The sequence below is a fragment of the Sphingomonas arenae genome (assembly GCF_016924655.1).
GTDB lineage: Bacteria > Pseudomonadota > Alphaproteobacteria > Sphingomonadales > Sphingomonadaceae > Sphingomicrobium > Sphingomicrobium arenae.
This window is the reverse complement of the sequence record NZ_JAFFJU010000001.1, coordinates 1,094,047-1,110,824: the sequence shown is the minus strand read 5'-3', so window position 1 is coordinate 1,110,824 and position 16,778 is coordinate 1,094,047. Positions and strand designations below refer to the sequence as shown.

Sequence of the window (16,778 nt, the reverse complement as noted above, 5' to 3'; positions counted from 1 at the left end):
TGCGGAGCCGAACGAGCGCTCTCTTAGGCTGGAAAGCGTCACCGACGGGCTACGTCAAAATGGCTAGCCGCAGCGCATGAACCACTTGCTCCAGCCCCGCGCGCAGAGCGGTTGGCTCCACGCCCATGCTGCGGAGCCGGCGGATGTCGATGGCGGGAAAGCCGACGTCCGCAGCCGCGGCGGCACCTGGCTGCAGCTCGACAAGCCCCGGCGGTGCACCACTGGCTCGAACCAGTCCCTCTGCGAGGTCGGAGAGAGTGGTCCGCACTCCGCTGGCCACGTTCAGCTCGCCCGCGAAGTCTTCCTCCAGCATCATCAGCAAGACCCGGACTACGTCGGGCGCGAAGACGAAATCTGCACCGAAGCGACCCTGATCGCGGATCGTGATCGCACGGCCGGCCAGCAGATCCTGCGCGAGCCGCGCCGGCAGGCCTGCCGGGGGCGCGCCGCCATAGACGGAGGACAGCCGAAGGGTGGTACAGGTTATGCCGCTCTCGGCGCAGATTTCGCGTGCGACCGCTTCCTGTCCGATCTTTGAGCCAAGATAGAAGGCCCGGCTGGAGGGAAAGAGCGGCGCGGCTTCGTCTGTCCGGCCACTGTCGGTCGCATAGGCACTCGCGCTGCTTGTCTGGACGAGGCGGCGCACCCCGGCCGCGGCCGTCGCATGCAGCAGCCTTGCGGTGCCCAGGACATTGGTCGTCCAGCAAAGCTTGCCCTCCTCGAGCGAGCGGTGATCGCGGGGGATGTACGCCGCCAGGTGGACCAGCGCGTCGCATCCGCGCAGCGGCTCCGGATCCACGCCCACCGGCTCTGCGAGGTCGAGCCGCACGGTTTCGGCGTCGGCGGGCAGATGGTCGAAGCGCCGCCCGAAGCAGCGAAGCCGGTAACCCGCCGCAGCCGCTGCCATGCAGAACAAGCGGCCAAGATGCCCGTTCGCACCGGTCACTCCGATCAGGCTTCCGGGCGGAATCATCTCCGCAGCGCCTGCACGTCCTCATCGGTGACGAAGGTCTCGCTGAGGTACCTCAGGATCGTGCCCTGGCGGAGGCTGGCAGGTTGGGTCACGGGCTCGTCGAACAAGAGGTGGCGCAGGCTCATCTCGACTTCGTTGAACCCGGCAAGTGCTCGCAGTGGGGTCGCGCCCGAGAAGCGCGCATTGATCTCGAAAATGTGTGGCCGGCCATGCTTGTCGGTCCGGAACTGGAAGTTGACCGGTCCATAGGGCTGCAGGGCCTCCGCGGCGCGGCGTACGAAGGCGTTCAGCTCCGGATAGGGCTCCACGAATGCCCGGTGCGTGTTCCCGTCCCGAAGATCGCGGCGCATCACGATCGAGGCGTGGGCCTTGCCGTCGAACACGAGCGCACTGGCCGTATATTCCTGGTCTGCCGGACCGGCGACCTGCTGCACCACGAGACCGGTCCGCCCGGCGAGTGCCGCCGCGAGTTCTTCCGCATCATGCGCCACCGAAACGCCGGCTGAGCGCGCTCCGACCCGCGGCTTGACGATCAGCGGAAATCCGACCGAGCCGACGAGGTCCGCAAGTTGGTCGTGCTCCTCCGGGAGCGCCGAGCTTGGAGGGTCGAGCCCCGCCGCGAGACAGAAGCGATAGGTCTCGTACTTGTCGTCCGCGATCCGCACGACCTCGGGCGAACTCACCAGTATCTTGGTCCCGTAGCGCTCCTCCAGCCGCGGCCGGTGCTCCGCCAGGATAGGGAGCTCCACATCCGTTCCGACCAGCACCACATCGGGGCGTTCCTGCCCCAGCACCTGCTCGAACCGCTCCAGATAGAGCGGGTCCGTAGCGAGGCGGGTGACATAACCGCGGTCCGTCCAGAACAGCCCGGGCGAAAGCGGGCCCGGGTCGGCCGAGGCGATCTCCACCTGCAGCGTTGACCGCTGCAAGGCCTTGATGATGCCCTGCCCAAGCACCGCCCCAGCTCCGGTCACCAGCACTCGTGTCATATGAAGAACCTGCACAGCTGATCCACGGTTGACGCGGACATTCCCGTGTTCCGCAGGGCGGCGCAATGCTCGCTCCAGTCGTGATGGAACGGTCTGGGCTCGAGCCTGAAGCGCCCGGGCTTCAACTCTCCCATCGCCCATTGCGGACGTAGGTCGCGCCCGCTCCGGGGCTGCCCGAGGGAGCCGACCGTGTACACGGCCGCATGATCTTGCCGCTCAGCAAAGCGATGGACGTGGCCAAAGACGCCCGCATGAAACCCCGCGGCGACGAGGGCTTGTGAGGCCTTCGCTAGGTCTTCGTTGGTCCGAAGGTACGACCAGTCGCCACCGCCGAACGGATTGGCATGGGCGATGAGCAGGTCGCCGACTTGCCGCTGCTGCTGCCATGGCAGGGCCGCCATCGCTTCTGGGGCAACCCGCGACCGGGTCCACTCCACGCTCTCTCGGATCCAGTCCGGCAGTGGCCGGTCGTAACCATCCGGCTCTAGGTACAAGGCGTCGTGATTGCCCATGATCAGCGTGGCTCGATCGCGTTCCACCGCGTCCCGCGCCAGGTCGACGCTGCGCTCCGGCTCGGGGCCGTATGTCAGCAGGTCGCCGAGAATGATGAGCTGGTCGAAGCCTTCCTGCCGCGCCGCCTTCAATGCGGCCGAGAATGGCGCGGCCGCCGAATGAACATCGCTCAGGAACGCGAGCTTCAACGCGCCGTCGCCGCTTCAGCCGGAAAAGGACGGCGCTCGTGAGTGGGTTCTGGGCACCCCATGCTGCCGCGCACCATGACACGGCATCGCGGGCGAGGGCCATCTCCCTTCGTGGCTACTCCTCCTAGCGGCGGCCCGGAGCCGTTGGGGCCGGCACCTTGTGGATTAGCCATCCTGCTCCATGCCGGAACCGGAATCCCGGTTGAGCGCCGGACTTTGCGCCGCAACAAGGGAGTGGCTTCCGCCCTCGGAGACGCTCGCAGGCATGCTCTTCCAACAGATCGCCGATCCGCTACCCGGGACCATGCGCGAGACTGTGGGCCCTCTTGCGGGCGCATCTCCTTCGGTCGTCTGCTTTCCGTTTGCGGGAGGAATCGCTGGAGGTAGTCACGTCTCCGCATTCCAGCTGATCAAGTCGCTCGATCCGTCGGAATTCACGCCGCTGGTCCTGCTCCACAGTGATTGCGGTCAGGTTGCCGAACTGCTCCGGTCGGAGGGCATCGCCTACAGCATTGCTCCCGTAGCCGACCACTTTGGCCGGGCCCGCGGCGTGGACCGCGACAGCCGACCCCTGCGGATCGCCCGGGCGATCGCCGGCCAATGGCAGCTCGCCAGGTTCCTCCGGGAACGCCGGGTCCGCATCGTCCACACCAACGATGGGGCCATGCACGTCAGCTGGGCCCTTCCAGCGAAGCTCGCGGGCGCCAAACTGCTCTGGCACCACCGCAGCGACCCGGGGGCATTCGGGGTTAGGCGCCTTGCGCCGTGGATGGCCGATCACGTTGTCTCCGTTTCCCGGTTCGCAGGCTCATCCACCCGCAAGGTTCCCGCTTCGGTCATCTACAGCCCATTCGACACCGAGCTTCCGAAGGTCGATCGAGTGGCAGCACGAGCGCAATTGCTGGACGAAGTCGGGCTGGCTCCCGACACTCGCCTTCTCTGCTTCTTCGGGAACTTCGTACCTCGCAAACGGCCGTTCCGCTTTGTAGAGGTCATCGCCGAACTGCGTCGCCAAGCCCCGCATCTGCCGGTCGCAGGGCTCATGTTTGGCGCATCTTTCGACGGCTCGCTGGAGCCGCAATTGCGCCAAGCCGCGCAGTCGCTCGGGGTCGACGACCGGATCCACCTCATGGGCTACCGCTACCCGCCCGAACCGTGGATGGCGGGGTCCGACCTGCATTTGGTGACCGCGGTGGACGAACCGTTCGGACGATCCCTCATCGAAGCCATGCTGCTCGGTACGCCAGTCGTCGCAGTGCGCTCCGGCGGCAATGTGGAAGCCATTGATCACGGCCGGACCGGACTCCTCGTACCTCCCGACAGTCCGTCGGCCATGGCACAGGCCGTGCTGGAGTTGCTGAACAGCCCGGCTGCGGTCTCCGCCATTGCAGCGGCGGCTCGGAACGATGCACAGCTCCGCTACGGAGTCGCAACTCACCGGGACAGCATCGCTGCGATCTATCGAACCTTGCTGAGCGAGGGCGATCGGCATGGCTGACACGGACGTGCCTGACGACAGGCGTATCAAGGTCCTCTACATCGCCGGCTACGGCCGCAGCGGCAGCACGCTGCTGGACATCCTGCTTAGCCAGCAGGAGAGCATCTTCGGCGCCGGAGAGATCTCCGCGCTCACGCGGCATGTCTGGTCGAACAACGAGCTATGCGCTTGCGGAAAAGCGGCGAAACAGTGTGCGGTCTGGAGCCAGGTGCTGGACTCCTGGGTGAGGCGATCCCACGCCGATCCTGACACCGATGTTGACACCTACCGCGTGGAACAACACCGCGCCGAAACCCTCCTCAGCCCCTCCCGAATTCTACGCGATGCCAGCTTTGTGCGCTATCGGAGGGAGACGACCGCGCTCCTCGCATCCATCGCAGAGCGTACGAGTTGTTCAGTTATCGTAGACTCTTCCAAGCTTCCTGGGCGAGGCCTCGCGCTGGCGGCGATGCGGGAGGTCGACCTCACCGTCCTTCACCTCGTGCGTGACGGCCGCGGTGTCGCCTGGTCCTTGGCCAAGCCGTTCAAGCGGGATGTCGCGAGGGGCCTGCAAAAGGAAATCCGACGCAAGTCGTGGCTCCGAACTGCCATCCGCTGGAGCGTGGTGAATTTGATGACCGAACTCCTATGCTGGAGGGTCGGCCGATCAAGAAGCATTCGCATCCGCTACGAAGACATGGTGCATGATCCCGCGCGGATTGCGTCCACGATCCATGCCCTGCTGCACGGAAAACTCGCACAGCCGCTCGATCCAGATCTTGCCCCGCGGCACCAGATCGCCGGCAATCGCTTGCGCATGCAACGATCCATCCGCTTGAAGCCGGACGAGCGCTGGCGTTCGGAGATGCCGACTCCGGCGCAGCTCGCCTTTAGCCTGCTCTGTGCCCCTCTGCTGCTGCGCTACGGTTACCCTTTTCTCAATCGCCGTGCGCCGCACCGAAGCATCGTCACCGCAAGCTCAGACGTCGAGGTTCGCGACGCTTAGCGCATTGTCCTGGATGAACTCGCGCCGCGGCTCCACGACGTCGCCCATCAGCCGGGTGAAAATTTCGTCGGCGACGTCGGCCTGGGTCACCTCGACGCGGAGCAGCGAGCGATTAGCGGGATCGAGTGTCGTTTCCCACAGCTGCTCTGCATTCATCTCGCCGAGACCCTTGTAACGCTGGATACTCAGGCCCTTGCGGCCTGCCGCAAGAACAGCGTCGAGGAGTTCGCTGGGACGAGTCACCGAAACCGGCTTGCCCTTGGTGTCCGCCGCTGCCTGCTCCGCCGCGTCCTCGCCCTCGCCGGTTCCGACTGTCGGCTCCTGCTCGACCTGCGCACCTTTCTTCAGGGTCCGAAGCAGAGAAGGCTGCGAATAGACCTCGGCCTGCTCTGCCGCCAACGCGTGGAGCTTGCGAGCTTCCGCCGAAGCGATGAATGCTGGCTCGATAATCGTGACGTCCGTGACGCCGCGCCACCGCCGCCGGAGGAGGTAGCCGCCCTCTGCAGCGAGTTCCCCAGACCATTGCGCCTCGGGGTCGCCCTGACCCTGCCACGAGGCGACCTTCTCGATCGCCGCGCGCCGGCCTTCGGCCTGCACCACGGGGTCGAGCGCGCCCGCGAGCGCCAGCGCTTCCAGCAGTGCCGGATCATACTTCTTGGGCGCATAGCGCATCAGCGTACGAACCCGACGCGCATGATCGACCAGCGTGCGCAGGTCCTTGCCCTGGCGGATCTCGCCCAAGGTTTCCAGCTGCAGGCCGTCCAGACCGGCGTCGACGAGGTAATCGTCAAGCTGGGCATCGTCCTTGAGGTACACCTCCGATCGGCCCCGCGCGACCTTGTAGAGCGGAGGCTGGGCGATGAAGAGGTGACCTGCCTCAATCAGCTCGGTCATCTGGCGGTAGAAGAAGGTCAGCAGCAGTGTGCGGATGTGGGCGCCATCGACGTCGGCGTCCGTCATGATCACGATCTTGTGATACCGCAGCTTCTCGAGGTTGAACTCCTCCCGGCCGATGCCGGTGCCGAGCGCCTGGATGATGGTCCCGATCTCGCGACTGGACAGCATCCGGTCGAAACGCGCGCGCTCCACGTTCAAGAGCTTGCCGCGGAGAGGCAGGATCGCCTGGTTGTGACGGTTGCGGCCTTGCTTGGCCGAGCCGCCGGCCGAGTCACCCTCCACCAGGAAGAGTTCGGAGAGGGCTGGGTCGCGCTCCTGGCAGTCGGCGAGCTTGCCGGGCAACGAGGCGATATCCATCACTCCCTTGCGCCGCGTCAGTTCACGAGCACGCTTCGCCGCCTCACGGGCGGCCGCGGCGTCGATGATCTTCTGGATAATCGCGCGGGCGTTGACCGGATTTTCCTCCAGCCATTCCGTCATCTTGTCGCTCATCAGCGCTTCGAGCGGCTGGCGAACCTCGGAGGAGACGAGCTTGTCCTTGGTCTGGCTGCTGAACTTCGGGTCGGGCAGCTTGACGGAGACGATGGCGGTGAGGCCTTCGCGCATGTCATCACCGGTGAGGGTGACCTTCTCCTTCTTCAGCATGCCGGACTTCTCGGCATAGCCGTTGACGGTACGGGTCAGGGCGGCGCGGAAAGCGGCCAGATGGGTGCCGCCGTCGCGCTGCGGGATGTTGTTGGTGAACGGCAGGACGTTCTCGTAATAGGAGTCATTCCACTCCAGCGCGACGTCGATGCCGATCCCGTCGCGCACCGCCGAGATGGCGATCGGGTCCGGGAACAGCGGCGTCTTGGCGCGATCGAGATACTTCACGAAGGCCGCGATGCCGCCTTCGTAGAACAGTTCGACTTCCTTATGCTCTTCATGGCGAGCATCGATCAGCACCAACCGCACGCCGGAGTTGAGGAAAGCCAGCTCTCGGTAGCGATGTTCGAGCTTGTCGAAATCGAACTCGGTAATCTTGAAGGTTGCGGGGCTGGGCAGGAAGGTGACGCGGGTACCGGTCTTACCCTCGGGCGCGGGGCCGACAACCTTGAGCGGGGCAACGGCATCGCCATGGGCGAAGCGCATGTAGTGCTCCTCGCCATCGCGCCAAATGTTCAGATCGAGGAACTCGGACAGGGCGTTGACCACCGAGACGCCGACCCCGTGCAGGCCGCCGGACACCTTGTAGGCATTGTCGTCGCTGGTGTTCTCGAACTTTCCGCCGGCGTGGAGTTGGGTCATGATGACCTCGGCCGCGGACACGCCCTCCTCGGCATGGATGCCCGTTGGAATACCGCGACCATTGTCCTCCACCGTGACCGAGCCGTCCGGGTTCAATTGAATGAGGATGCGGTCGCAATGACCTGCCAGCGCCTCGTCGATGGCGTTGTCCGAAACCTCAAACACCATGTGGTGGAGACCAGAGCCGTCGTCGGTGTCGCCGATGTACATGCCCGGCCGCTTGCGCACGGCGTCGAGGCCCTTAAGCACCTTGATGCTGTCGGCGCCGTAGGAGTTCTGATTGGGATCGCTTGCCATGGGGATTCTATAGCGGGAACAGAAGGGAAGTCACGCATGCGCACGCGTACGCGCGGAGTGCACGACCGTCTTTGTTCAGCGCTCACCCTGAGCCTGTCGAAGGATGCTTGAAAACAAGTCCGAAGACGCTTCGACAAGCTCAGCGTGAGCGCGGGCTCTCCTAAGCCGAGCGGCGCTGCCCCGACCGGCGGCCGCCGCGGAAGCCGCCGGGACGACCGCCGCTCGAGCGACCGCCGGGCTCGCCGGCCGGGCGCTGGCCGCCGTGGCGCTGCTGCTGGCCACCGGACTGCGCCGAGGCACGGACCGGATTGCCGACAGGTCCGCGGGCGGCGCCAGGCACCCCGCGCATGCTTCGCCCGCCTTCGCGCGGGCCACTGCGCTCTTCCGGCATATCGCGACGAGGATCGTTGCGCGGCAGGCCGAAGCGTTGCGGGTCACTCGCATGGCCACGCGCACCGCTCTCATTGCGGCGGTTGCGCTGCTGCGGCTGAGCCGCACGGCGCGGCTCGACCTTCAAGGACTTGAGCGCCTGCACGGCCGCAACGAAGCCAGCCGGGAGCGGCACCACCTCGACCTTCTGGCGGGTGAGCTTCTCGATGTCCTTGAGGTATGGACGCTCGTCGTCGGCGCAATAGCCGATGGCAATGCCGTCGGCCCCGGCACGGGCGGTGCGCCCGATGCGGTGGACATACTGCTCGGGCACGTTGGGCAGGTCGAAGTTGATGACGTGGCTGACGCCCGGGATGTCGATCCCGCGCGCCGCGATGTCGGTCGCGACCAGGATCGGCACCTCGCCGGAGCGGAACAGGCCGAGCGCACGCTCACGCTGCGGCTGGCTCTTGTTGCCGTGGATCGCGTTGGCCGCAATCCCGGCTGCTTCCAGCTGACGCACCACCTTGTCCGCGCCATGCTTGGTGCGGCTGAATACCAGTGCCCGGTCGATCTTGGTCGACTGGAAAAACAAGGTCAGCAGCGCCGGCTTCTCCGCCTGATTGACGAAGGTCACCTGCTGCTCGACCCGCTCCGCCGTCGTGGCCACGGGAGCAACCGACACCTCGGCCGGGTTGGTGAGGTAGGTGTCGGCAAGCGTCTTGATCGTCTTCGGCATGGTCGCCGAGAAGAACAGGGTCTGCCGCTTGGCCGGGATCAGCTTCACGATGCGCTTCAACGCATGGATGAAGCCGAGATCGAGCATCTGGTCGGCCTCGTCGAGCACGAGGATCTCAAGGTTGCGCAGGTCCACGGCGCGCTGGTCGACCAGGTCGAGCAGGCGGCCGGGAGTGGCGACCAGCACGTCGAGGCCGCGCTGCACGGTGCGGATGCTCTTCTGGTTGGCGACGCCGCCGAAGATCACGCCGACGCTCATCTTCAGCTGCGCGCCATAAGCTTCGGCACTCGCCGCGATCTGGGAGGCGAGCTCGCGCGTCGGGGCGAGGACCAACATGCGGATTTGGCCGGGTTTGAGAAACGCCGGCTTGCTCGCTGTCAGCCGGTCGAGGGAGGGCAGCATGAAGGCCGCAGTCTTGCCGGTGCCGGTCTGGGCAATGCCGAGCAGGTCTCGCCCGGTTAGCACGGTCGGAATCGCCTGCGCCTGGATCGGCGTCGGCTTGGTGTAGTTCTTGGACGCAAGCGCGCCGAGGAGGGGCTTGGATAGCCCCAGCTGTTCGAATGTCATGTTCTATCCATTTGCACGCAACCGGGCGCCACCTGGCGTCCGGAGGACGGGTGTTAAAGAACCCCGCGTGATGTGGAGAACTTCGTCAAACCGAGACGCGGGCCGCCCCGGACCTGATCCGGGGCGATCACGCCGCTTACAAAGGCGTCTCGCTGAAGCCGTATATAGGGCGCTGGTCGCTAAAGTCCACCAAGGCTCAGCCGAGCCTGGCGGTTGCGCCCTCCACGTGGAAACGAGTGACCGAGGCAATGCCGTCGAACAGGGCCGCTTCGGTCGCGGTCATCCACACCTGTCCGCGGCCTTCCAGCCGGGCGAACAACGACTCCCGCCGGCCTGGATCGAGGTGGGCGGCGACCTCGTCCAAGAGGAGGATCGGCGGCGCATTGCGGTGTTCGGTGACGAGGTCCGCATGGGCGAGGACCAGCCCGAGCAGCAGCGCCTTCTGCTCGCCCGTCGAACTGCGTGCGGCCGGCTGCTGCTTGGCGCGGTGAATGACGGCAAGATCCTGTCGGTGCGGACCGACAGCGGCGCGCCCGCCCGCGGCGTCACGGCCGCGATTGGCACGCAGGATCGCGGCGAGATCACCGCCGGCCCAGCCCTCAAGCGCGATCTCGGCCCGCGCGAAGCCGTCGTCGGGAGCAGAGGCGAGGCGGAATTCGAGGGCACTCACCGTCCGCACGCGCGCATCGGACAGAGCCGCGCCATGCTCGGCCATGCCGCTTTCCAGCGCAGCCAGCCAGCTGGGGTCCGCCCGATCGGGCTCCGCCAGCAGCTTGTTGCGCGCGCGCATGGCCGCCTCGTAGCGGGCCGCATGATGGGCGTGGGAGGGCTCCAGCGCGAGCACCAGCCGGTCGAGGAACCGGCGCCGTTCGCCCGCGCTGCCGCTAAACAGGCGATCCATCGCGGGCGTGAGCCACAGCACCGACAACCACTCGCCGAGGCTGTTGACCGAGGCCGCGGCGCCGTTGACCCGCACTTGCCGGCGCTCTGGCGCGGTCGGCAGGGTTCCGGTGCCGAGGTCGACATCGCCGAGCCGTGCGGCGACCGAGAAACCGCCGGGACCATCGCTTCGAGCCATCTCGCCGAGAGCGGCTCCCCGCAGTCCACGCCCGGGCGCAAGCAGGGAGACGGCCTCAAGGATGTTGGTCTTGCCCGCGCCATTCTCGCCGAACAGGCAGACGAACCCCGGGCCAGGCTCGATCAGCAGTTCGGCATAGTTCCTGAAGTTGGTAAGGGCGAGGCGACCGAGCGGCACGTCAAAGCGCGGCCAAAGGGCTCGCAGCCCGCCCGCCCCGCGCCCACTTGATGGCTCCGAGCACCAGCCCGATCGAGAGCGGGACGTCGAGAAAAGTCGTGTAGAACAGCCAAATGTCGGTTGAGACGAGCTTCACCACCACATAGTTGGCGAGTGCCATGAGCACGCCCACCAGGCCCATGCCGATGGCCAGGCGGCGCTCGTCCACGTCGGTATAGGCCAGGTAGCGGTTCAACCCATGGCCAAGACGCCTGCCTTTCAGCAACAGACCGTCAGCCAAGAAGAACGTCGCGCCGATCAGTCCCACGATGGTCGACCGCTGCTTGATCAGCTCATCATCTTCGAAGGCAATTGCGAAAGCGGCCGAGATCAACAGCATGACGATGCCGAACAAGGCCAGTCCGCCGATCAGGTCCACCTTCACGAAGCGCTGGGCGATTACGATAGCCATGCCTACGGCAGCCCCGACCAGCGCCGCCGTCTTGAGGTCGGTTAGCTTGGCGACCACGAAGAACAGCAGCCCGGTCGCGATGTCGACCATGATCGGCACCTTGTTTCGGCGGAGCTTGTCAGGATCGTACGCGGGCTGTCCGGCGGCCGACTGCTGGGTCAGCATGCGGGCGGCACGTTCGGGAAATGCGATGCGTCGCCCTCGGTGGCTTTCATGGATCAGAGTGCCGTCGAGCCGGACGGCGATGCCGACGTTGGTCCAGCTGATGTAGCCTGCTTCCACTTTGATCTCACGTCCATCTGGCAGCGTCGCAGTGAGTTGGTGATTTCGGATCGCGTCCTCGCCGGCAGCGGGCGTGAAGTCCGTTGCCAACTGCTGCCCGTCTACCCAGAGGCTCGTCGCCAGGCCTGAAAGACGCGCATCGAGCAGCACGAGGCACTCGTGCAGGCCAAGGGAGAACGGACGCTTGTAGAGCCAGATGCGGGCTCCTGCCTTTAACGCATCCGTCACGGTGATGCCTGCTCCCGTCGGTCGATCACCTCGAAGTGCTGCGCCTGCTGGTCAAACCGAAGCAGAACCGCTCGAGCAACTGCCGGAACGTGGCTGACCTCATAGTCCTCACCGACGAACTCGCGCACATGATCGAGGCTGTCGAACCACATCAGGGTTTGGAACTCGACCTCTGTATTCAGATCGCGTCGCATTAGATCGATATGGCGGAAGCCGCGGATACGCCGCAACTCGATGGCCGGGATGACTTCGCTGCGCACGATCCGCTCATAAGCTGCGGCATTGTCCGGGGTAGTCCAGCCACGCCACAGCCTGCAGATCATCAGACCCGCATCGGCATCAGCACGTAGAGCGCGCTGCTCTTGTCGTTTTCGCGCAGCAGGGTCGGAGCCGCGGCGTCCGCGAGGTGCACTTCCACGCTGTCGCCTTCGATCTGGCCGAGGATGTCGAGCAGGTAGCGGGCATTGAAGCCGATCTCGAGCCCGTCGGCGCTATAGTCGGCCGGCAGCTCCTCGGCTGCCGTGCCATTCTCCGGACTAGTCACCGACAGGGTCACCCGGTCGCGGTCGACAGACATCTTCACGGCGCGCGTCTTCTCGCTGGCAATGGTGGACACGCGATCGACGCCGGACGAAAAGCTCTTGGGGTCGAGCTTGAGGAGCTTGTCGTTGGCGGTCGGAATGACCCGGTTGTAGTCGGGAAACGTACCGTCGATCAGCTTGCTGGTCAGCACCGCATGGCCGAGCACGAAGCGCACCTTCGTTGGCGATAGAGTCACTTCGACCGTACCCTCGACCTCGTCGAGCAGCTTGCGCAGCTCGCCAACGCACTTCTTCGGCACGATCACATCGGGCATGCCGTCCGCACCGTCGGGCTTGGCGACGGTGACCCGAGCGAGCCGGTGCCCGTCGGTGGCAGCCGCCTTCAGCTGATCGTCCGCGACATGGAGGAAAATCCCCATCAGATAGTAGCGGGTCTCTTCCGACGAAATGGCGAAGCGGGTCTTGTCGATGATCTGCCGCAGTGTGGCGGCCGGCAGCTCGAACCGGGTGGGTAGATCCCCTTCGGCGATGACCGGGAAATCGTCGCGCGGCAGCGTCGACAGGTTGAACCGCGCGCGGCCGGCATTGACCTGCATCTTGCCGTCAGCGGCCGCGAGCTCGACCTGGCTGCCTTCCGGCAGCTTGCGGACGATGTCGAAGAACGTGTGCGCCGACACGGTCGTGGCGCCCGGCTGCGACACATTCGCCGGAACTGCTTCATCCACCTGGAGATCGAGGTCCGTCGCCATCAGCCGGATGGAGCCGTCCTCCCGTGCATCGATCAGCACGTTCGACAGGATCGGGATGGTGTTGCGCCGCTCGACCACCGATTGGACGTGGCTGAGGCTCTTGAGGAGGGTTGCCCGTTCGATCGTCGCCTTCATCGCGCTGCTTTCGCCCTTTTGCCCCGTGATACCCTGGCCGAGGACCGGCCGGTCACTGCTTCGCTGCTCGTTATAGCGAGGAGAAAGCCGGGTGCCAGTGCCTTAGCGCACAAGTTGTTCAGCCGAGTCGCAAGCGCCGGAAATCAGCAGTCGGAGATCCTGCAGCGCCCGCGTGGCAAGGCCTTGCTGCTGACGAAGCTGGCGGAGCTCCGGAGCAAGGTCCCGCAGGGTTCCGCATCGAGCAGCGATCGCGCAGTCCAGCGACCCCGTCGCAGCACCAAGCGCAATGGCGCCAACTTGCCAGGCACTGATCGACATCGCTCGGCAAGCCGACACAGCTCGCGAACAGTCATGATCCGCGAGAGCCATGAGGATCGCTCGATTCTCTTCGGCGAGATCGGCCTCGAACCGGCTCAGCCACCGCACGAATGCCGCCGTGCCGATTGCGGTGCGCAAGTCCATGAGGGGAGCAGGGTCGAGCACCAAGCCTTGAGCAGACCCCGCCCCGGCGCCCGCACTCTTCATCGCTCATCGCCCCCGCCGCTATTCGATGCACAGACTTAGGCGGCGCTGGCCATCAGGGCTCGCACAAGCGCCTCCAAAGTGGAGCGAACTGGCGGGCGCAGCGCAGAAGGCTGCGCCGGATCAGCTTGGCATCAGCACAGCGTCGATCCGGTGCACCACGCCGTTCTTGAAGCGGGCGTCCGCCGGCCCGATCCGCGCCTTCGAACCGGCGGAGTCAGCAAGCACGATCGCGTCGCCGTCACGCGTGGCTGTCAGCGTCGCTCCATTCATGGTCGCGAGCACCGCTTTGCCCTTGCCGTTGTCGATTGCCCGGCCGAGGTCCGCCCGAAGGATGGTTCCGGGAAGCACATGATAGCTGATGAGGCCGGTGAGTTGCTCCCGCGCGGACGGTTTCATCAGCCCGTCGAGGGCGCCTGCCGGCATTCCGTCGAAGGCCGTGTTTGACGGGATCAGCACCGTGTACTCCCCTGGGCCCGCGAGCGTCGGAGTCATTCCGGCCGCTTCGACCGCCTCTCGGAAACGGGTCTCGTCGGAGGCCTTCAACCCGTCGGCAATGGTCTGCGCAGGCGCTGCTGCTTCGAAGGCGTTCGTGGCGCCGACGCTGCCATTCATCCCATTGCCGTCTCCGCCGCCGCACGCCGAAAGCGCCACCATGGCAGCGCCGGTCAGGCACCATCGTTTCAGCATTCATTGCTCCCTGAGCGCGAGGCGGGCCGCATGATCGCGGCCCGCACTTCTGTTCTTGTCATCGTCCGTCAGACCAGTGCCTCGATCACAGCTTGGATGAGACGGGTCTGGGGATCGACCTGGTAGATGTAGCCGTCGTTGTACCGGTACCACGCATCCGGCGTATCGTAGTAGCGATCCCGGTAAGCGAGCGGGACGTTGTAGGCGTCGTACCCAGCGGGAAGCGGACTGCCTACGGCGAGATCTCCCGCAAGAAGCGCGACGATCGCCTCAACCAGACCGTTGCCACGATCGACCTGGTAGATCGCTCCATTTCCATAACGGTAATAATAGTCGTCGCTATCGGCATAATAAGGCTGATAGGCGGCAGGCACATTATAGTAGCTATAGGTGTCGATGGGATAACGCTCGCCGACGTAGTAGTAGTCGACGTAGTCGTCATCCCATTCGTAGAGCGGCATGAACCCGCTCACCAACCGGTTTTCCCGGTTGACGCGGTAGAGATAGCCGTCACCGGCCCGGTAGAAGTAGCGATCCGTGTCCGGATACCAGGTCCGGTAGTACGCTGGCGGACGCTCGTCCCAGTAACGGTCTGGAAGTCGGGTGCCGACCAGCTTCTTGGCCTGACCCGGGGGCAGGCAACTGTTGTTCTTGGCCGCAAGCCCCGGCGGGCAGCCGCCGCCGGCGTAGCGCTCGGAGGCCGCATAGCGCAGCTGCGGGCGCGAACGCTCATCGCGAACCACACGGACGCGCTCGCTCCGATCCCGAATGTCACGATTTCGGTCTAGGCGATTCCAGTCCCGATCGCGGCTCACGCGCTGGACCTTGAGGGAGCGTCGATCCTCCCGAGCAACCCGAACCTTGCGTCCGCGCTGCTCGAACTGGCTACCACCGCGTTCCGCCTTCGCCTCGCGCACTGGACGATCGACCTTGCCGAACTTGCCGCCACCGCGCTCCGCTTTGCGAACCTGACCGCCGCCACGACGCTCGGCCTTCCTCGCGCCCGGGTTGCCGCGATCGGCCTTGCGAAGCTGACTGCCGCCGCCACGGCGTTCGGCGCGGGCAGCCTGTCCACCGCCGTTGGTCCGTTCGACCTTGGCAGCCTTTCCGCCGCCGTGTCCGCCGCCGCCCTTGCCACCCTTGTCGGCAAGAGCAGGGGCGGCGAGCGCCAGCGCCGCAACACTGGCGAGAGTCATGATTGTTCTCATGACGGATCTCCTTTCGCTCGAACTAACGGTCCGTCGCAAGCGCCGTTCCGGTCGCTCAACGTTCGTCGAGTGCATCTGGCCCCGCTAAGATGAACCGCAGATTTCTGCGGTTTGTTGAGGCTTAGGCGGGCTCGTCGGCGACCCAGTCCTTAATGAGGGTGCGCGAGGCCAACAGCGCAAGGAGCGCAGCCACGAGGTAGAAACCAAGCGCTGCGACCGCCGCGTAGCGCAAACTCTCGACGCCGTAGCTTGTCTTCAATGCGTCGGAAACTGCTCCGATCAGCAGCGGGCCGACGCCAAGCCCCACGAGGTTGTTGATCAGCAGGAAGCAGGCGGACGCCGTCGCTCGCATCGGACGCTCCACGAGGTTCTGGACCGCCGTCGCCACGGGCCCGAGCCACAGGATGTTGAGCGCATTGGGCACAAGCAACAGAGGCCAGGCGAGAGCTAAGGAATCACTCATCAGCCCGAACAAGAAGAACGGAAGCGTAATGAGCCAGGCAATCGCCGGAAGCCAGGCGTACCAGCGCTGGTTAGCGTGGCCCAGCCGGTCGGCGAGGAAACCGCCGGCCAGGACTCCCGCCGTTCCGCCCACCAGGAGCAAGCTCCCCATGAATTGGCCCGCCCCGATGATGTTCATGCCGAAACTGAGCATCAGGACCGACGGTGTCCACAGCGCAAGACCGTAGCCCACGAGCGAACTGCACGAGGCGGCAAAGGCCAGCAGCCAGAAGCTGGGCTTCCTGGCAAGGACCTTGAAGACGCTTCCGAACGGCATCCGGTCGGCGGCAGCGACCTTGGGTCGTGGAACATCCCGCACTACCCACAGGAAGATGGGTGCGAGGATCAGCCCTAACACACCCATGATGAGGAAGGCTGCGCGCCAGTTGATCAGCTCGGCGATATACGCCCCGGCCAGCGTTCCACCGCCAAGCCCGAGGGGAACGCCGAGCGAATAGACCCCCAAGGCGCGCGCCCGGCGATGCGGCGGGAAATAGTCCGCGATGAGAGCGTAAGACGGAGCGACTCCGCCGGCCTCCCCGATGCCGACGCCCAAGCGATACAGAAAGAGCTGCATGTAGCTGCCGGCCGTGCCGCACAGGGCGGTGAACCCGCTCCACACCGCGAGCGAACCCGCCACAACCGCGCTTCGGCTGGTGCGATCCGCAAGGTAGGACAGGGGCACTCCGAGAACGGAATACAGCAGGGCGAAGGCCAGGCCGCCGATCGCGCCGAACTGTGTGTCGGTGAGCTGGAGATCAGCCTTGATCGGCTGCGCCAGGATGCCGAGGATCTGCCGGTCGAGAAAGTTCAGGATGTAGGCCAGCAGGAGAAATGCCAGCACAAGGTTCGGATTGCGCGGCAGTGCCCGCGGGGCTTCTTGGGTCATGGACGTGAGGGGTGGCACGGGGCG

At 65.5% G+C, this 16,778-nt stretch carries 15 protein-coding genes; 2 read left to right on the top strand and 13 right to left on the bottom strand.

The window, feature by feature from the left end:
• Window positions 1–49 precede the first annotated feature (49 nt).
• Genes JT720_RS05625 through JT720_RS05615 form a run of 3 tightly spaced genes read right to left on the bottom strand, consistent with a single transcriptional unit; the run spans window position 50 to window position 2,663 of the window.
• The gene (locus JT720_RS05625) at window positions 50–973 is read right to left on the bottom strand and encodes an NAD-dependent epimerase/dehydratase family protein (RefSeq protein WP_205479947.1); all 924 of its coding nucleotides are present in this window, start codon (window positions 971–973) and stop codon (window positions 50–52) included.
• Window positions 970–1,962 carry an ATP-grasp domain-containing protein gene (locus tag JT720_RS05620; protein WP_205479945.1) on the bottom strand — a complete coding sequence of 331 codons (993 nt, stop codon included), beginning with the start codon at window positions 1,960–1,962 and terminating at the stop codon, window positions 970–972. Before JT720_RS05620 ends, JT720_RS05625 begins: the two co-directional genes overlap by 4 nt.
• Window positions 1,959–2,663, bottom strand: coding sequence for a metallophosphoesterase family protein (locus JT720_RS05615; protein ID WP_205479943.1), 705 nt, complete (start codon window positions 2,661–2,663; stop codon window positions 1,959–1,961). Before JT720_RS05615 ends, JT720_RS05620 begins: the two co-directional genes overlap by 4 nt.
• Before the next feature lie 265 nt (window positions 2,664–2,928).
• On the opposite strand from JT720_RS05615, the gene JT720_RS05610 reads away from it, so the two are divergent.
• Together JT720_RS05610 and JT720_RS05605 are read left to right on the top strand one after the other, a co-directional pair.
• Window positions 2,929–4,161, top strand: coding sequence for a glycosyltransferase family 4 protein (locus tag JT720_RS05610; protein WP_205479940.1), 1,233 nt, complete (start codon window positions 2,929–2,931; stop codon window positions 4,159–4,161).
• A complete protein-coding gene (locus JT720_RS05605; protein WP_205479939.1) occupies window positions 4,154–5,146 on the top strand; it encodes a sulfotransferase in 993 nt (330 codons plus the stop codon). The genes JT720_RS05610 and JT720_RS05605 overlap by 8 nt, the downstream gene beginning before the upstream one ends.
• Here JT720_RS05605 and gyrB read toward each other — a convergent pair.
• From gyrB to JT720_RS05555, 10 genes are all read right to left on the bottom strand, one after another.
• On the bottom strand, window positions 5,120–7,627 hold the full coding sequence (gyrB, locus tag JT720_RS05600) for a DNA topoisomerase (ATP-hydrolyzing) subunit B (protein ID WP_205479938.1): 2,508 nt from the start codon (window positions 7,625–7,627) through the stop codon (window positions 5,120–5,122). The two genes, JT720_RS05605 and gyrB, sit on opposite strands and share 27 nt — an antisense overlap.
• Before the next feature lie 160 nt (window positions 7,628–7,787).
• Entirely contained in the window at window positions 7,788–9,302 is a 1,515-nt protein-coding gene (locus tag JT720_RS05595) for a DEAD/DEAH box helicase (RefSeq protein WP_205479937.1), read from the bottom strand.
• A 196-nt stretch (window positions 9,303–9,498) separates the two neighbouring features.
• Window positions 9,499–10,557, bottom strand: coding sequence for a DNA replication/repair protein RecF (gene recF, locus JT720_RS05590; protein ID WP_205479936.1), 1,059 nt, complete (start codon window positions 10,555–10,557; stop codon window positions 9,499–9,501).
• Between the two features lies 1 nt (window position 10,558).
• A complete protein-coding gene (locus JT720_RS14115; RefSeq protein WP_205479934.1) occupies window positions 10,559–11,518 on the bottom strand; it encodes a septation protein IspZ in 960 nt (319 codons plus the stop codon).
• Entirely contained in the window at window positions 11,515–11,841 is a 327-nt protein-coding gene (locus JT720_RS05580; protein ID WP_205479932.1) for a hypothetical protein, read from the bottom strand. Before JT720_RS05580 ends, JT720_RS14115 begins: the two co-directional genes overlap by 4 nt.
• Window positions 11,841–12,944, bottom strand: coding sequence for a DNA polymerase III subunit beta (gene dnaN / locus JT720_RS05575; RefSeq protein WP_205479930.1), 1,104 nt, complete (start codon window positions 12,942–12,944; stop codon window positions 11,841–11,843). Before dnaN ends, JT720_RS05580 begins: the two co-directional genes overlap by 1 nt.
• Before the next feature lie 102 nt (window positions 12,945–13,046).
• Window positions 13,047–13,406: a hypothetical protein gene (locus JT720_RS05570; protein ID WP_205479929.1), complete on the bottom strand. Its 360-nt coding sequence runs from the start codon at window positions 13,404–13,406 to the stop codon at window positions 13,047–13,049.
• Between the two features lie 183 nt (window positions 13,407–13,589).
• Window positions 13,590–14,156, bottom strand: coding sequence for a fasciclin domain-containing protein (locus tag JT720_RS05565; RefSeq protein ID WP_205479927.1), 567 nt, complete (start codon window positions 14,154–14,156; stop codon window positions 13,590–13,592).
• Window positions 14,157–14,224: 68 nt separating this feature from the next.
• Window positions 14,225–15,364 carry a hypothetical protein gene (locus JT720_RS05560; RefSeq protein WP_205479925.1) on the bottom strand — a complete coding sequence of 380 codons (1,140 nt, stop codon included), beginning with the start codon at window positions 15,362–15,364 and terminating at the stop codon, window positions 14,225–14,227.
• A gap of 121 nt (window positions 15,365–15,485) precedes the next feature.
• Window positions 15,486–16,754 carry a spinster family MFS transporter gene (locus tag JT720_RS05555; RefSeq protein WP_205479923.1) on the bottom strand — a complete coding sequence of 423 codons (1,269 nt, stop codon included), beginning with the start codon at window positions 16,752–16,754 and terminating at the stop codon, window positions 15,486–15,488.
• Between the last annotated feature and the right edge of the window lie 24 nt (window positions 16,755–16,778).